An 18,055-nucleotide genomic window follows, 5' to 3' on the forward strand; every position below is an offset into this window, starting at 1 on the left:
TTTATAAAAGTTTTTAAAAAAATTAAGAAAAAGTATTGAAAAAAATAAAAATATGTGTTATATTATAATCAGTTCAAAAATAATAGAACTTAATAAAATTGAAAGATTCCATATTTTTGTTTTTCATTATCCCTCCCTTTTTGCATTTAGCGAGATCGAAAGATCTCGCTTTTTGCTTTTTCTTTATATTTATACTTTATGTAAATTTACCATAGAAAAGTTTATAATATGCTTGAAGAATCATATTATAAAATGTTATAATCAGTCCATAAAATCTATAATTTAAAAAATATAATAAATTTAAAATTAATAAGATAGGAATGATTTAGATGTATAACAAAGCAGTTGCCATTATAAATGAAGTTCGCAAAGCTGTTGTAGGAAAAGACGAAATAATCGCAAAAATTCTTATGGCTATTCTGGCACAAGGTCATATTCTACTTGAAGATTGCCCAGGCGTTGGTAAAACTACCATGGTTTTAGCTTTTTCAAAGGCACTCGATTTATCATACAAGCGTCTACAATTTACACCTGAAATTCTTCCAGGTGATGTTGTTGGTTATACCGTTATAAATAGAGAAACAGGAAAAACAGAATACCGACCTGGTGCGGCATTGTGCAATCTTTTTCTTGCAGATGAAATCAATCGTACAAGTTCTAAAACGCAAAGTGCTTTGCTTGAAGCTATGGAGGAGGGCAGTATTACTGTTGATGGAACAACACATATTATACCAAGACCTTATACAGTTATAGCAACTCAAAATCCCATTGGTTCCACTGGAACACAGCTCTTGCCTGAATCTCAGATGGATAGGTTTATTATAAAGATTTCTATTGGTTATCCAAGTATAAATGACGAGGTTCGTATTCTTAAACAAAAGCAGGGACAAAATCCACTTGATAATGTAGGAAAAGTTGCAGATAAAAATGATATTATCGAAATGCAAAAGTCTGTTGAAAATATTTATATTTCTGACGAAGTTTATGAATATATTGCAAGACTTGCAGCCGCTACACGAAATAGTCCTATGATAAAAATGGGAGCAAGCCCAAGAGCATCAATAGCCCTTGCAAGAATGAGCAGAGCAGCAGCATGGGTTTCAAGAAGAGAATATGTTGTGCCAGAAGATGTTCAGAATGTATTCTTTGATGTTTTTGAACATAGAATTTTGATAAACTCTCGTGCAGGTGTGAGTGGTGCATCAGCACATACAGCTCTTGAAGATGTATTAAAAAGGGTTTCAGCCCCAAGACTTTCATAAAGGTGGCAAATTATGCTCTTTAATCGAATTATGTATTTTTTACTGCTTTTTGCTGCAATAATATTTTTAATCTTTTTTGATGGTTATCTTGCAGTATTTTTTTTGTTATTAGTTTTATGTATGCCTATTATATCCTTTATAATTATGTTCTTTTTAAGAAAACAAATTGTTTTGAGTATTTTGCCTGCTAAAGAAGCTTATTTTAAAAACGAAAAAGCTATAATTCGCCTCAGAAGTTATACAAAGCATCGATTTCTTTCGGGGAAAATCGCTATAAGGCTTAAAACAACAAATACATTTACAGGCGAAGAAAGTAAAGATTATATTTATATCTCGCCTACATATTTTCCACAAAGTATAGATATGTTTTTCAGCTCAAAAAGCTGTGGTTCTCTTTTATGTAAAATAGATGAGGTTAAAATATATGATTTTTTAATGTTATTTTCTATAAAGAAAAAAACAGATATTAAGTCTATGTCCTGTAAAGTGGCTATAATGCCAGAATTTAGAAAAAATGCAATAGAACACAAAATTAAGAGCGGAATAGAAGACGAAAGCCTTGAATACTCAAAGCGTGTTTCTGGTGATGACCCATCAGAAATTTTTGATATAAGAGAATATCGTGAGGGTGATAGAATAAGAAGAATTCATAGATGGCTTTCTGAAAAGCACGATTCTATTATTATAAAAGACTTTGGAGAACCAATAGCCAGCAAAATCTTAATTCTTGTGGATTTTTCAGATAGTATAAGGCTTTCTGAAGCAACACTTGAACTTTTATATGAGATACTTCAAAATTTTAAAGATAATGAGATAAAGCCTGCTATCAAATGGTTTGACGCAAATAATAAACATATAAATGAATATTCCGAAAATGATTTCGATATTCAAAGCTTTTTTGCAGTTATGCTGGAAAGTTCAAGCTGTAATTTTGGGCTTATATATAATTACAATATTTCAGAGGATTTTGGCAAATATTCCTCTGTTATATATATTGGTTCTAAGCTTGATAAAAATTCGATAACCGCTCTATATGAGCTTTCAAATTCTGTTTCAACAACTGTTTATGAGATATGTGATATGCAAAATCAGCATCTTAAAGAGCTTCAAAATCTTCCCCTGCAATTATATGTCTTAAACGCATAGCATAAAAGGTGAGTTTTTATAAATTATGAAAAATACAATTTTAAAAAAAGGACAAAATCCAATCGTTTTGGAAGAATTAAAACTTTCTGCTTCAGAACCTAATTTACTTCAAACAGCAATATTTTATTTGCTCTTTTTGATGTTAGGTGTAGGCTCATCACTTGGTTGCCTTTATTCATCATTTGCAATTCCAATAGCACTGCCTGTAATTGTTTTGTTTTTTATTATTTTTTCTTGTATTTTTACAGGAATTTATCTTATGAAACGGAAAAACTTATGGTTTATTATAGGAAGTGCAATACTTGGAGCTTTATTTTATCTTATATTTCAGGATTCGATATATCGTGGCTTTCTTATAGAAGTGAAATATATTTTAGAAGCATTTCGTTCAAAGGGTTCAGGCGTATCGTTTCCAAGAGGTTGGAATGATTTAATTAAGGGTGCAAATTATGAATTAGATTCTACTATCTTTTTGTTATTTTTAATGTATATATTTATTTTTCTTGAAGCATGGGCAATCATTAAAAGGAGAAACTTCTTTCTTGCTACATTTGTAACATTACCATTTATAATTGCACCTATATTAGTACCTCTCACACCATCATATTTTGCAGTAGCACTTTTATTTGCATTTTATGGAATGTCAATGTTTCTTTCTCCTACTATTGGCGGAAACAAAGTCTTCAAAAGAGGTCTAAAAGGTTATCACATCTCATCACCTTCCGCCGCACAACCCATTGCATTTGTAGCATTACCGATATTATTATCAATAATGCTTGTTATATCATTAATTTTCCCTCAATCAGCATTTCACCGCTCAGAATTTCTCGATTCTGTCAGATTAAGCCTTGTAAACGGCTTTGATAGTACAGAAATCTCACGATATTTAAATTCAAAATTTGGAGGAGACACAAGCTCTATCAACTTTAATGATGTCGGAGATATAAGCTTTAAAAATAAGCCTGTTTTAAGGCTTACTCTTACCAATGGTGCGGAATTGAGAAAAGAAAATATACCTCATGATGAATATATAAAGAGTTATATTGGAAGTGTTTATAGCAAAAGTGGCTGGGGACTGCTTTCAAACAACAAATCAGCAGAAGTTAAAAATATTATTGGCAATAACAGTACACAGCAAATTTTTGATAATGTAAATAAAATATTTGGAATTTCAGAAAATTCAACTACATTTTCTGTTGTAGCAGAATGGTGCAACGGAGGAAATCCAAGACTTATTTATACGCCATATAATCTAATTGATATAGAACCAAAAGACGAAATTTCATATATTGATGACGGTTATATAACAGCAAAAAATGAACAAAGAGGTCTTGATAAATATTCTTATAGTGCATATTCATCAACAAGCTTTTTAAATTTTTCTCTTGATGATTTAGTGCAAACAATGTATAAGCTTAATAGCTATTATGTATTAGATGATTATTTTGATGGAGTAGCTGTTGAAGATGGAACACTAAAAGTAGATAGAGAAACTGGTGAAATCACCTTCATAGATGAAAACGGAAATGTATATACAACAAACGAAAAAATCAATCTTGACGAATACTATTCAAGAAATAAATATATAGACTCAGATGCAGATACACGAACTCTTGTTTCTGAATTATATAATTCTGGCAACATAGATATAAATGATTTTAATTATCTTAATATGTTGATAGATTATGATAAGTTTGTCAATGAAAATTACACACAGCTTCCTGAAAATACAAAAAGCTTTCTCCAGAAATTTATAAAAGATAAAAATATCAATACAAGCTCTATGGATAATACAATAATTGATGTTATGAGTCTTTTAGTAGGTTCAAATGAATATAAGTACACTCTTTCACCAGGAAAAACTCCTGATGGAGAAGATTTTGTTGAATATTTCTTAAGCAAAAATAAAAAAGGTTATTGTAGGCATTTTGCCTCATCAGCAGTTCTATTACTTCGTGCGGCAGGAATACCTGCAAGATACGCAGAGGGCTTTAAATTTAACACTGCAAAGCTCACAAATATCGGTTCTATCGAAATGCTCGATTCAGATGCCCACGCATGGGTAGAAGTTTATTACTCAGGAACAGGCTGGAAAGCATTAGACTTTACCCCCTCAGATTCGCTTCGCAGTGAAAGCAGTATAGAAGATAGTTCTGATAGCAGTACTGAAAGCTCGAAAAGTATGGTAGAAAGCAGTAATAAAAAACACTCTGAAGCATCACCATCTGATACATCTTCTGAACAAACTTCTGCAAGCACTCAATCTAATACAAGCTCTACCCCAGTGATAGTATATATATTGTTTATTCCAATGTGTGCTACAATAGTATTTGCTACACTTTGGATAAATAGATTTATAAGGGTAAAAAAGCGAAAGAAAATATTTAGTGATAAGAATAAAAATAAGGCTTTACTCGCTATTTATTCATATATAGTTCAGCTTTTACTATATAAAGTTCAAATTGATGAAAATAATTCAATATATGATAATATCAAGCAACTTATAGAAAAGGGAGATACTCCACAAGAAAAGAAAAAGTGGTATGAGCTTTTCTTTAAAGAAATTTATCCAATAGCAGAAAAAGCAAAATTCAGTGGCAAACCTATATCATCTGAAGAACTTTCGCTTTTCCTGAAATATTCGCAGGAAATTCATGATACGGTTATGAATAGCTTGAATTTCTTTCAAAGACTTGTTGCAAAGTATATGGATATACTTTAATTATGACTATCTACAATTTTTGCAAATTTAAAAATTTATGCTTGACATTTTATTTTAGTTGTGCTATTATAAATGAGCGGTTTGGAAAGAACCGCAAATGCGCCAGTAGCTCAGCTGGATAGAGTGTTTGGCTACGAACCAAAAGGTCGGGGGTTCGAGTCCCTCCTGGCGCGCCAAGCTAAAAAGTCCGTTACTTCGGTAACGGGCTTTTTGTGATTTTATAAAAGAAGTTAAAGAAAAAAAGAACTTATTAAAATGTACACCTACTACTCCCTCATCTTGGAATCTCATTCCATTTTTTGAATTCATTATAAACTAAATTTATATAAAATTCAAAGTTTGTATTCTTTGTTAAATACAATTATTTCTTGCCTTGCAATAGGATTTCGGATATAATCATATATAGAAAACTATCGAAAGTATTAAGAGACTGATAAAATCCGTTTCTTGAGAAAAATGAAATGTTAAAGGCTTGACCTAAACTTTTAAACGTCTTTTAAAAGTTAGTCAGCAAATCATAGGAACGAATTATATCCGTTCTAACAACAGAAAGGTATGATATTTTGAATAAAAATGATGCTGAATTAAGAGCGGACGAGCTCCGCAGGCTTATAGATTATCACAATCAAAAATACTACAATGAAGATTCTCCTGAAATTGATGACTTTGAATATGATAAGCTTCTTCGTGAACTTGAAAATATTGAAGCCGAATATCCCGAATTGATTACAACAAATTCTCCGACACAAAAAGTCGGAGGAAATGCTTCAGGTGAAAAATTTGCTCCAGTTGTGCATAATGTTCCGATGGAAAGTTTGCACGATTCTTTTTCACATAGCGAAATAAGAGATTTTGATAAGCGAGTTCGTGAAACCATATCAAATCCAACCTATGTTGTTGAACCTAAAATTGATGGACTTTCCGTATCCGCTGAATACAAAAACGGAATATTTGTGCGTGGTTCAACTCGTGGTGACGGTTCTGTTGGTGAAGATATTACAGAAAATCTTATGACTATAAAATCACTGCCTATGAAGCTCAACAAACCTATTCCCTACCTTGAGGTTCGCGGTGAGGTTTATATGTCAAACGATACCTTTATGAAAATAATCACGGCTCAAGATGAAAATGGCGAAAAGCCTTTCAAAAATCCAAGAAATGCCGCTGCTGGTTCTCTCCGCCAAAAAGACGCTAAAATCACAAAGGCTCGTTCTCTTGATATTTTTGTTTTCAACATTCAGCAAATAGACGGTGTAACTCTCAATAGCCACAAAGAAAGCCTTAACTTCTTAAAGGAATTAGGCTTTACTGTTTTGCCTTTCTATAATGATTTCAATGATATAGAAAAGGTTATTGATGAAATAGAGCGTATAGGTGAAGTTCGTCAGTCACTCCCTTTCCAGACAGATGGTGCAGTTATTAAAATTGACAGCTTTGCACAGCGTACAGAACTGGGAAGTACAGCAAAATTTCCGAAATGGGCAGAAGCCTATAAATATCCACCTGAGGAAAAGGAAACCACTCTCCTCGATATTGAAATAAATGTCGGCAGAACTGGTGTTCTCACTCCTACTGGAATATTCTCACCTGTTTCTCTTGCTGGCACAACTGTAAGCCGAGCAACCTTGCATAACATTGACTTTATAAAAGAAAAAGATTTGCGTATTGGGGATACCGTTGTTCTTAGAAAAGCTGGTGAAATTATTCCTGAGGTTGTAAAAGTTACCGCTCACACAGAAAATTCTGAACCTTTTGAATTTCCTAAAATATGTCCGTCCTGCGGTTCACCTGTTACTCGTGAAATTGATGAAGCCGCTTTCCGTTGCACAAATACCGATTGTCCGGCACAGCTCATAAGGCACTTAATACACTTTGTTTCTCGTGACGCTATGGATATTGATGGACTTGGCTCAGCTGTTATTGAACAGCTTGTTGACAATGAAATGATTTCCTCTCCGCTTGATTTATACAGAATAAATTCCGCACAGATTCAATCTCTTGAAAGAATGGGTGAAAAATCTGCAAATAACCTTATAAATGCAATAGAAAAATCTAAGTCGAATGATTTATATAGGCTTGTTTTCGCACTTGGAATAAGGCATATCGGACAAAAAGCCGCCAAATTACTCGCTGATGAATTTGGTACTCTTGATGCTATTGCAGAGGCAAGTATTGAACAGATTTCTGCTATCGAAGGCTTTGGCGGTATTATGGCAGAATGTGTATATGATTATTTCAGACTACCTGAAACTAAGGTTCTGATTGAAGAAATTAAGACTCTTGGTCTTAATACACAGGCCGAAAAGAAGTCAAAAAGCGAAACTAACGCATTATTCGAAGGCAAAACCTTCGTTATTACTGGCACTCTCAAAAATTACAAGCGTACAGAGGCAGCCTCTATTATTGAGCAGCTTGGCGGAAAAACTTCTTCAAGCGTTTCTAAAAAAACCGACTTTGTACTTGCTGGTGAAGAAGCTGGAAGTAAGCTGACAAAAGCTCAATCACTTGGCGTAGCAGTAATTGATGAGGAAGAATTTGAGCGTATGCGTTCATTACAAGAATAAAAGGAGAATTTTTTATGAGCGAAACACTTTCAAAAGAAGCCACTCAGCTTTTGTATCAATATTTTGATGCCGCAGCAAATCTATATGGTGTAATTCCACTTCGCACCCTGCTTAGAATATACAATAGTCAAAATGAGCCTATCTCTGAGGACGATTTCGTAAAATTCGTTGAAAGCATTTATCTTGATATTAAATGCTATTCAATCTTCGCAACAGATGAATTATTCCCTAATCCTCCTAAGATAAAAACTATTGATAAAAATTTAGTTGCCGAAAATCTTTGTCTTGGTAACTGCGATGAATATTTTGATATGATTGAGTTACAAAAAGGAAAACCATATTATATTCCCGATAAAAAACAACTCTTGAAATATGCTAATGATGGATATTTTGAAAAAACTCTTGAATTTATCAGCCTTAGAGCATTTCTTAGAAATCTGCCTAATCTCGAAAAAGAAGAAGCTGATATTCTTGCAGATGATATTCAGCTAATCATTTCAATTGAAAAAGGAAGTCTTACACTTGCTATCCAAAGAGCAGCTCAATTTGGCTTAGACTTTGACAATGCAAGTATTCGTTCTGAATTTTCAAAATTATGTAATGATTTATGTAATCATACAAGAATGAATATGCACTGCGGGCATACACCTGCTGAACTATACAATATATAAGATTATATATAATTAAAAAGCTTAGTCGCTGCTCATAATTGTTGAGTAGCGACTTTTTAATTTATTAAATGCAAGTTTGATAAATTAAAGGTTTCACTTAGTATTTATTTTTTGGAAAGCCCTTGAAAATATATCTTGATTAAAGCTTTGAATTTTAGCCTCAACTATTTTGCAAAATAGCTAAGTTTATTAAATTATATATTGTATTTTTGAATTTTATTTCATTTAATCTTTCATTTTTAGTTTTGATTTTGAACATTATTCTTCTACTATTTTAAAAGTTTCTTACATATATGGTATAAATTTGCGTAAAGCATTGACAAATTAAACATTTTGACGGATAATATTAAGTGAATTTTATATGTGTAGAAAATTCATTTTGAGTTTTTACACTAAATCTTTACAAGGGGGATTAACCATGGGTTATACACTCGCACAAAAAATTATTAAAGAACACATTCTTAGTGGCGAAATGACTGTCGGCTCTGAAATTGGTCTTAAAATCGACCAAACTCTTACTCAAGACGCAACAGGTACAATGGCTTATCTTGAATTTGAGGCTATTGGTATTCCAAGAGTTAAGACAGAAAAGAGCGTTGCTTATATCGACCATAATACTCTTCAGACTGGCTTTGAAAATGCTGATGACCACCGTTTCATTCAGTCTGTTGCAAAGAAGCACGGTATCTACTATTCTCGTCCTGGTAACGGTATCTGCCATCAGGTTCATCTCGAGCGTTTCGGCAAGCCTGGCAAGACTCTTATAGGCTCTGATAGCCATACTCCAACAGGCGGCGGTATAGGTATGCTTGCTATGGGTGCGGGTGGTCTTGATGTTGCCGTTGCTATGGGTGGCGGTGCTTACTACATCTCTATGCCTAAGATGGTTAGAATCAATCTCACTGGCAAGCTTCAGCCATGGGTTGCTGCTAAGGATATTATTCTTGAAGTTCTAAAGATTATGTCTGTTAAGGGTGGTGTAGGTAAGATTATCGAATACGGCGGTGAGGGCGTTAAAACTCTTACAGTTCCTGAAAGAGCTACTATCACAAATATGGGTGCTGAGCTTGGTGCTACTACTTCTATCTTCCCTTCTGACGAAATTACAAGAGAATTTATGAAGGCCCAAGATCGTGAAGAGGATTGGATTGAGCTTCAGCCTGATGCTGACGCTTTTTATGATGAGGTTATCAATATCGACCTTTCAGCACTCGTTCCTATGGCTGCATGTCCACATAGCCCTGACAATGTTAAGTCTATTGAGGAAATCGGCCCACAAAAGATTGACCAAGTTCTTATTGGCTCATGCACAAACTCATCTTATCTCGACCTTATGAGAGTTGCTCATATAATGAAGGGCAAGACTGTTCACCCTGATGTAAGCTTTGGTATCGCTCCTGGCTCTAAGCAGGTTTATAATATGCTCGCAAGAAATGGTGCTTTGGCTGACCTTATCGAGGCTGGTGCAAGAATTCTTGAGTGTGCTTGCGGTCCTTGCATAGGTATGGGACAATCCCCTAATTCTAAGGGTATTTCTCTCCGTACATTCAACAGAAACTTTGAAGGCCGTTCTGGTACTGCTGATGGCCAGATTTATCTTGTCAGCCCAGAAACTGCTGCTGTTTCTGCTATTGCAGGTGTATTCACAGACCCAAGAACTCTTGGTGACGCTATCGACATCAAGCTTCCTGAAAAGTTTGAAATCAACGATAATATGGTTGTTGCTCCAGAGCCAGAAGAAACTATGGACACTGTTGAAATTCTTCGTGGTCCTAACATCAAGCCTTTCCCACAGACTTCTCCACTTGAAGATTCTATTGATGTTCCTTGCTCACTCAAGGTTGGCGATAACATCACAACAGACCACATTATGCCTGCTGGTGCTAAGATTCTTCCTCTCCGTTCAAATATTCCTGCTATTTCACAATACTGCTTCACAGTATGCGATAAAGAATTCCCTAAGAGAGCTTTAGAGCTCGGCGGAAGCATCATTGTTGGTGGAGTAAACTATGGACAAGGTTCTTCAAGAGAACACGCCGCTCTTGCTCCTCTTTATCTTGGAGTTAAGGCTGTTTTGGTTAAGTCCTTCGCAAGAATTCACCGCTCTAACCTCATCAATGCAGGTATTCTCCCACTTACATTCGTAAATGAAGCTGATTATGATTCTATCAGCGAGGGCGACGAGCTTGCTATTCCTGATGTTAAGAAGCTTATTATGAACGGCAGTGAACTTACTGTTATCAATAAGACAACAGGTAAGGAAATCCCTGTACTTTGCGAGCTTTCAGACCGTACAAGAGATATTATTCTTGCTGGCGGACTTCTTAACTATACTAAGGAAAATTCTTAATGTTCCACACATAATACCCGCTTAATATAAGAAAGGAATGATAATGATGACAAAGATTCAGATGAAAACACCTTTAGTCGAGATGGACGGCGATGAAATGACCCGAATCATCTGGAAGATGATTAAGGATATTCTTCTCCTCCCTTATATCGACCTCAAGACTGAATATTATGACCTCGGACTTGAGCATAGAGAGGCTACTAAGGACCAAGTTACTTTTGATTCCGCAGAAGCTACTAAAAAATATGGCGTTGCTGTAAAGTGTGCTACTATTACTCCTAACGCAGAAAGAGTTAAAGAATACAACCTCACTGAAATGTGGAAATCACCTAATGGTACTATTCGTGCAATTCTTGATGGTACAGTTTTCAGAACTCCTATTCTCGTTAAGGGTATCACACCATTTATTCCAAGCTGGAAAAAGCCTATTACTATTGCTCGTCACGCTTATGGCGATGTTTATAAGAATACTGAAATGGTTGTTCCTGCTGACTGCAAGGCTGAGCTTGTTGTAACAGACGCAAACGGTGTTGAAACTCGTTCACTTATCCACGATTTCAAAACTCCTGGTATTATTCAAGGTCTTCACAATCTCGATAAAAGTATCAGCAGCTTTGCAAGAGCTTGTTTCAACTTTGCTCTCGACCAAAAGAAAGATATTTGGTTTGCTACTAAGGATACTATTTCTAAGAAATATGACCACCGTTTTAAGGATATTTTCAACGAAATATTTGAGGCTGAATATAAGGATAAATTCAAAGAGGCTGGTATCGAATATTTCTATACTTTGATTGATGACGCTGTTGCAAGAGTTGTTCGTTCAGAGGGTGGATATATCTGGGCTTGCAAAAACTATGATGGTGATGTTATGTCCGATATGGTTGCTACTGCTTTCGGTTCACTCGCAATGATGACCTCTGTTCTTGTTTCTCCTGATGGCGTTTATGAGTATGAAGCTGCACACGGAACTGTTCAGCGTCATTACTATAAACATCTCAAGGGTGAAAAGACTTCTACAAACTCTATGGCAACTCTCTTTGCTTGGACTGGTGCTTTGAGAAAGCGTGGAGAACTTGATAATCTTCCTGAACTTATCGACTTTGCTGATAAGCTTGAAAAGGCTTCTATTGAAACAATTGAAGATGGTGTTATGACTGGTGACCTTGCTGCTCTCTCAAGCCTTGATAACATCACTAAGGTTGATACAGAAGCGTTCCTTACAGAAATTGCAAAAAGATTAGATAAAAAAATGGCTTAATATAAAAAATCTCTTTTAATCAGTAAAAAATGTGCTATAATAAGGTGTGGGAATTTGTCCCACACCTTATTTTTTGGAAGTCGGTGAATAAAACTTGTCTAAACACGAAAATATATCAGTTCAAGTAATAAATCGTTTGCCAAGATATTACCGTTTTCTTGGTGAATTGCTTGATAAAAATATAACAAGAATTTCTTCAAGAGAGCTTTCAGACAGAATGCACTTAACCGCATCACAAATTCGACAGGATTTAAACTGTTTTGGTGGTTTTGGTCAACAGGGATACGGCTATTCTGTTCAAGCTCTGCATGATGAAATAGGCCATATCCTTGGCATTGATAATCAATATAGTGCTATAATGATTGGTGCTGGAAATCTCGGAAAGGCTGTTGCAACACATATGTCTTTTGAAAAACGAGGTTTTAAACTTACAGGTATTTTTGATAGCGATAAAAATAAAATCGGACAGAAAATTCGTGACATAAGCATTATGGATACGGAATTTCTTGAAAAGTTCTGTTCAGAAAATCATCCTGATGTTGCAATATTTTGTGTTCCGAAAGCTGCAACACCAGCACTTGCAACTAAACTTCATTCATATGGTGTAAAAAACTATTGGAATTTCAGCCATTATGACCTAACACTCGATTTTGATGATATTATTGTACAAAATGTTCATCTCAATGATAGCCTTATGGTTCTATGCTATATGATAACCGATAGCCGAAACAAAGCTGATGAAAAAACAATTAACTAAACAACATATATTAGTTCATTCTATCTTTCTATGGGCTATAAAACATAAAGTATTCTACTTTTTCCTTGCCTCCTTAATTCTGTTATTTCGTTTTCATAAACGCTTATATGTTGATAACTTCTTGGCATTAAAAATCCCTCCTGATGTATATTCTACATCAAGAGGGATTTTTTCTATTGTCCTTTTTTACAGACTTGTTCAAATCTGTTTCATAGCTTTTTACTTTATAGATTTATTGAATTGTCAAAATCAATTATCTATTAGCCTTCTTCTTTGCTGTAACAAATACTATGCCTGCGATTGCAAGAAGTGCTACACCTGCGAACGCAAACCAAACGATTGGTGTGCTTGTATCGCCTGTATTTACGCCATTTGAATTATCGTTAGGTGTAACCTTGCTTGTATCCTCTGGATTAGAATTATCAGGAGTACCATTTGTATCGCCAAGAACAAGTACCATTGTTGACTGAGCCTTGACTGTTACTGTGTCACCGTTGATTGTTTCGATAACATCTGTACCAGCCTTCTCGCCATTGACACAAACCTGCCACTTGTCGCTCTTTGGAAGCTTAACCTGAACATCTTCCTTATTAGCATTGTATGCTACAAAGATAGAATCAGCCTTTTCGCCATTTGGCTTGCCGCTTACTTCATAAGCAACAACATTATCGCCAACATCTTCGGAGAATTTGATGCTGTTGTTGACATCTTCTGTTGTTGTAAGTCTGAGTGATGGGTGAGCCTTTCTGAATTCAATAAGGCCCTTATAGTAGCTGCTTACGTCTGAAACAAGATTGCTTGAGAGTGTATCCCACTTAACGCTGTTTGTAGAATCAGGTGACTTATAGCTGTTGCTATCTAGCTTGCCATTAGCAAGAGGCTTTGTTCTGCACATTTCTTCGCCACCGAGGAAGAATGGTACACCCTGTGATGTAAATACAACTGAGCTTGCGAGCTTAGTCATAGCTGCCTTTTCTTCATCTGTTGCGTCTGGGCAAGAATTTGTAAATCTATCCCAGAGTGTGTTGTTATCGTGGCAGGAAACATAGTTAATTGTCTGTGTAGGAGCACCTGCCCATGAATCAGTTGCACCGAGAACGCCAGACTTAACTGTGCTCTCAAGACCACTCTTACCACTTACGAAACCTGTATCTTCTTCATCAAATACATTACCCTTGAGGCCATCTCTGATGTCATCGCTGAATGCACCAAAACCAGGCATCTTAGAAATTTGAGCCTTCAAAGCTGCTTGTGATGATGGAAGTGTTGATGAACCGCCTGTCCAACCTTCACCATATGTGATGATTGTTGGGTCAATCTCATTAAGAGCTGCTCTGATTTCATTGATTGTTTCTTGGTCATGAAGTCCCATAAGGTCAAAACGGAAACCATCAATATGATACTCTGTTGCCCAGTAAACAACAGATTCTACGATATACTTTCTAACCATTGAACGCTCAGTAGCTGTTTCGTTACCACAGCCTGAACCATTTGAGAAGCTACCGTCTTCATTTTCTCTATAATAGTAGTCAGGGAATGACTTATTGAAGTTAGAATCATATGTAGCTGCTGTGTGGTTATAAACAACATCCATAATAACTCTTATACCACTCTTATGAAGTGACTGAACCATCTGCTTGAACTCGTTGATTCTTACTTCACCGTTGTAAGGGTTTGTTGAATAAGAGCCTTCTGGGAAGTTGTAGTTCTTAGGGTCATAGCCCCAGTTGTATTGAGCCTTATCAAGCTTTGTTTCATCAACGCTTGAAAAGTCAAATGCAGGCATAATCTGAACGTGTGTGATTCCGAGATTCTTAAGATAATCAAGGCAAGTAGAATTACCATTTGAATTCTTTGTACCTGTTTCTGTAAATGCAAGATACTTACCCTTATGAGCGTCAGAAACGCCTGAACTTGCATCAATAGAGAAATCTCTTATATGTTGCTCATAAACAATAGCGTCTGTTGCATTACCACCAAACTCTGGACGAACATCGCTATCCCAACCATCTGGGTTTGTAGACTTGAGGTCGATAATCATACCTCTGTCGCCGTTTACGCCACCTGCTCTTGCATAAAGGTCAACAGCCTCGTTTTCGCTGCCATTAATCTTGAATGTATAAGTGTAGTATACGCCATTGAGGTCGCCTGCTTCTTCTGCTGTCCAGACGCCCTTATCGCCAAGTGTCATATCAACAGATTTGATAAGTGTGTCGCCATTGCCTGTTGAGTAGAGGTTAAGTGTAACTTTCTCTGCGAGAGGTGACCATGTCTTAAATGTTGTTTTTTCTGCTGTGTAGTTAGCACCGAGGTCGTTGCCGTCATAAGTATACTTCTGCTCGAACTCATTTGTATCATAAACAGCAGCAGTAGAAACATCAAGCTCAATAAAGCCATCAATGTAGAGCTTATAGCTCTTGCCATAAGGAAGCTCATCAGAAGTCATCAAGCTACCATTCTTGCCATCTGTTGTAACAGAAGCTACTGCATAAGTATTTCCTTCGGAATCCTTAACAGTTACATCGCTTGCCTTGAGATTTGCTTCCTGAGAAAGTGTGAAGTCAATCTGGCTTGTAGAAACCATCTTTGCCTTCTTGATTCTTGGAGATGTAAGTTCAGCCTCTGTATAGCCAAACTCAGCCTGTCCTTGAAGAACATAAATATCTACTTTTCCGTCTTGAGCCTTAGCTGTTTCGATGAAGCGGTCACCGTCTGTATCCTTAGATTCCCACTTACCCTTACGGATAATAAAGCCTATTTTGTCAATACCAGCTACATCCATGTTGAACTTGGATACTGCACCAAAGCTATCGCTTGATGTGAAATCCTGTTGACCTCCGTCTTTGCCATCTGCCCAAACCCAGATATTCCAATTATCATAATTAGAATCGCTTCTTTGGTAGTGAACAGTAACTTCGAGGTCATCTGTCGCTGCAACTGAAGGTACAACAAATACTGCTGCAATCATCATAAGTGACAGAAGTAGTGCTAAGAATTTTTTCATTGTTCTTGTTGCCATTTTTCAAATTCTCCTTTTTTTATTATCCGAAATCTTACTAAAAAATGATTTCAGATTAACCTGATTATATCATATTTATAAAAATTTTAAAAGAATTTATAAATTTTTTTCATACAAATTATTAACAGGCGATCTGTCTAATTTGCACAAACTTTTATGTTAATATTTGGTTCTTAAGGAAAATTTTAATTTATATGGAAATATATATAAATAATTCTTTCTTTTTCAATATATTAATATTGATATTAGAAAAATAAAAGTTTCGCTCAAACTTTTTCTTATGGAAACATATTTGACTTTAACTTACTTTTATAAACCTTAAAGCAGAACCATCATAAGAAAGCTCAAGTTCATTTCCATAAAGCTTATATTTGAATACTATATTTCCATAATCTTCAGAAACTATTATAATCTTCTCATTATCTATTTCATAATATTCATTTAATTTCAATTCGCTTTTATCTGTCTTTTTTACATTTAAAATAATATTTCTATTTTCAAAGCTAAGTGTACCCCTACTTTCTTTGCTATTATCATCACTTTTTAATTTCCACGAATATAATACAATTTCTTCTGCAGCGGAATCTGGTGGTGATACTGTGCAGCCACACAAGCTAATGATAAGAATACTTGCAAGTATGAAAGCTCTTCGTTTCATAATAAACCTCCGTTTTTATTAAAATGGATTTTTTATCCGTCAAAAAGGCAAGCAAAGCTCATTATATTCGATTATTTTTGAATAAAATAATAAATTTTGCAAGAATATAAAATAAGACTTGCATTTTTACATATATTATATTAAAATATTAAGCGGAAATCGACTGTATTTTGCAGTTCATAAAATAATTTATGCTATTTTAGGGGGATTCATAATGTCAGACTATCAGTCTATGGACAAAAATGCTCTTGAATCAGAGCTTAAAAATCTTAAAGCAGAATATGAGGATTATAAGGCTCAAGGTCTAAAGCTCAATATGGCAAGAGGTGTTCCAAGTACAGCTCAGCTTGAGCTTTCACTTCCTATGCTTGATATACTTAAAAGTGGTAGTGATTGTCTTTCTGTATCAGGTGCAGATTGCCGTAACTATGGTATTCTCGATGGTATTGATGAGGCCAAGGAACTTTTTGCACAAATGCTCGGTGTTAAGCCTGAAAATGTATTCATCGGTGGCAACTCAAGTCTTAATATGATGTTTGATACAATCGCTTGCTTCTCTGAAAATGGTGTTGCTGGAGAACAGCCTTGGCTTCTTCAGGGAAAGATTAAGTTCCTCTGCCCTGCTCCAGGATATGACAGACATTTCGGCGTTACAGGCTTCTTCAAAAATATTGAAATGATTACTATTCCTATGACTGAAAATGGTCCTGATATGGATATGGTAGAAAAGTATGTTGAGAACGACTCTACTGTCAAAGGAATCTGGTGCGTACCTAAGTATTCAAACCCAGACGGCATAACATATTCTGACGAAACTGTTAAGCGTTTCGCAGCATTAAAGCCTGCTGCTAAGGATTTCAGAATTATGTGGGATAACGCATACTGCATACATGACCTTACTGACACCCCTGATACTCTCCTTAATCTTTATGATGAATGTCTTAAAAACGGCAATGAAGATTTGCCAATTATGTTCTGCTCTACTTCTAAGATTACTTTCCCAGGCTCTGGTGTTTCCGCTCTCGCAGCATCAAAGAATAACCTTGATGTTCTCAAAAGCAGATATAAGTTTCAAACTATCGGTTATGATAAGCTTAATATGCTCCGCCATATCAGGTTCTTTAATAATTATGAAGGCGTTGTTGCACATATGCAAAAGCATAAGGCTATCCTTGCTCCAAAGTTTGAGCTTGTCATAAGTAAGCTTACAAAAGAACTTGGCGACAAGAATATTGCAAGCTGGCATAATCCTAATGGTGGTTACTTTGTCAGCGTAAATGTTCTCAATGGCTGTGCTAAAAAAGTTGTTGCCCTTTGTAAAGAGGCTGGAATTAACCTCACTGGTGCAGGTGCTACATATCCTTATGGTATTGACCCTAACGATTCTAATATCAGAATTGCCCCAAGCTTCCCTCCTCTTGATGAACTTGCTAAGGCTCTTGATATTTTCTGTCTATGCACAAAGATTGCAGCCATAGAAAAGCTTTTGGATAAATAATATATAAATTCTGCCCTATTACGAAAGCTTTTAGCTTTATTTGATATTAATTTGTCTTAATCACATTGACTTTTTCGACCATAAAATATATAATTAACCTTGTTACCTCTGTTTTCGTGAGTGACAAGGTTTTTTATTTTGCAAAATTCC

At 35.5% G+C, this 18,055-nt stretch carries 11 protein-coding genes and 1 tRNA gene; 10 read left to right on the forward strand and 2 right to left on the reverse strand.

Features of this window, described 5'->3' with window-relative positions:
* The first annotated feature begins 329 nt into the window (after positions 1-329).
* From C9914_RS09725 to C9914_RS09765, 9 genes are all read left to right on the forward strand, one after another.
* Positions 330-1,262, forward strand: coding sequence for an AAA family ATPase (locus tag C9914_RS09725; RefSeq protein ID WP_022263607.1), 933 nt, complete (start codon positions 330-332; stop codon positions 1,260-1,262).
* A gap of 12 nt (positions 1,263-1,274) precedes the next feature.
* On the forward strand, positions 1,275-2,408 hold the full coding sequence (locus C9914_RS09730; RefSeq protein ID WP_106765088.1) for a DUF58 domain-containing protein: 1,134 nt from the start codon (positions 1,275-1,277) through the stop codon (positions 2,406-2,408).
* Between the two features lie 25 nt (positions 2,409-2,433).
* Positions 2,434-5,130, forward strand: coding sequence for a transglutaminase domain-containing protein (locus tag C9914_RS09735; protein WP_106765090.1), 2,697 nt, complete (start codon positions 2,434-2,436; stop codon positions 5,128-5,130).
* 99 nt (positions 5,131-5,229) lie between these two features.
* Positions 5,230-5,306, forward strand: a tRNA-Arg gene (locus C9914_RS09740).
* Positions 5,307-5,693: 387 nt separating this feature from the next.
* A complete protein-coding gene (ligA, locus tag C9914_RS09745; RefSeq protein ID WP_106765092.1) occupies positions 5,694-7,694 on the forward strand; it encodes an NAD-dependent DNA ligase LigA in 2,001 nt (666 codons plus the stop codon).
* A gap of 14 nt (positions 7,695-7,708) precedes the next feature.
* A complete protein-coding gene (locus C9914_RS09750) occupies positions 7,709-8,365 on the forward strand; it encodes a hypothetical protein (RefSeq protein ID WP_022263611.1) in 657 nt (218 codons plus the stop codon).
* A gap of 418 nt (positions 8,366-8,783) precedes the next feature.
* A complete protein-coding gene (locus C9914_RS09755; protein WP_106765093.1) occupies positions 8,784-10,715 on the forward strand; it encodes an aconitate hydratase in 1,932 nt (643 codons plus the stop codon).
* Positions 10,716-10,761: 46 nt separating this feature from the next.
* Positions 10,762-11,973 (forward strand): NADP-dependent isocitrate dehydrogenase, encoded by a 1,212-nt coding sequence (locus tag C9914_RS09760; protein ID WP_106765095.1) that lies wholly within the window; start codon positions 10,762-10,764, stop codon positions 11,971-11,973.
* A gap of 94 nt (positions 11,974-12,067) precedes the next feature.
* The gene (locus C9914_RS09765) at positions 12,068-12,730 is read left to right on the forward strand and encodes a redox-sensing transcriptional repressor Rex (protein WP_106765096.1); all 663 of its coding nucleotides are present in this window, start codon (positions 12,068-12,070) and stop codon (positions 12,728-12,730) included.
* Positions 12,731-12,983: 253 nt separating this feature from the next.
* Here the strand turns inward: C9914_RS09765 and pulA are convergent, their stop codons facing one another.
* Positions 12,984-15,749: a type I pullulanase gene (gene pulA / locus C9914_RS09770; protein WP_106765098.1), complete on the reverse strand. Its 2,766-nt coding sequence runs from the start codon at positions 15,747-15,749 to the stop codon at positions 12,984-12,986.
* Positions 15,750-16,047: 298 nt separating this feature from the next.
* A complete protein-coding gene (locus tag C9914_RS09775; RefSeq protein WP_106765100.1) occupies positions 16,048-16,407 on the reverse strand; it encodes a hypothetical protein in 360 nt (119 codons plus the stop codon).
* A gap of 214 nt (positions 16,408-16,621) precedes the next feature.
* Between C9914_RS09775 and C9914_RS09780 the strand changes: the two genes are divergently transcribed.
* A complete protein-coding gene (locus C9914_RS09780; RefSeq protein ID WP_106765102.1) occupies positions 16,622-17,905 on the forward strand; it encodes an aminotransferase class I/II-fold pyridoxal phosphate-dependent enzyme in 1,284 nt (427 codons plus the stop codon).
* Positions 17,906-18,055: the final 150 nt, after the last annotated feature.

The sequence above is a fragment of the Pseudoruminococcus massiliensis genome (genome assembly GCF_900291955.1).
Classification (GTDB): domain Bacteria; phylum Bacillota; class Clostridia; order Oscillospirales; family Acutalibacteraceae; genus Pseudoruminococcus; species Pseudoruminococcus massiliensis.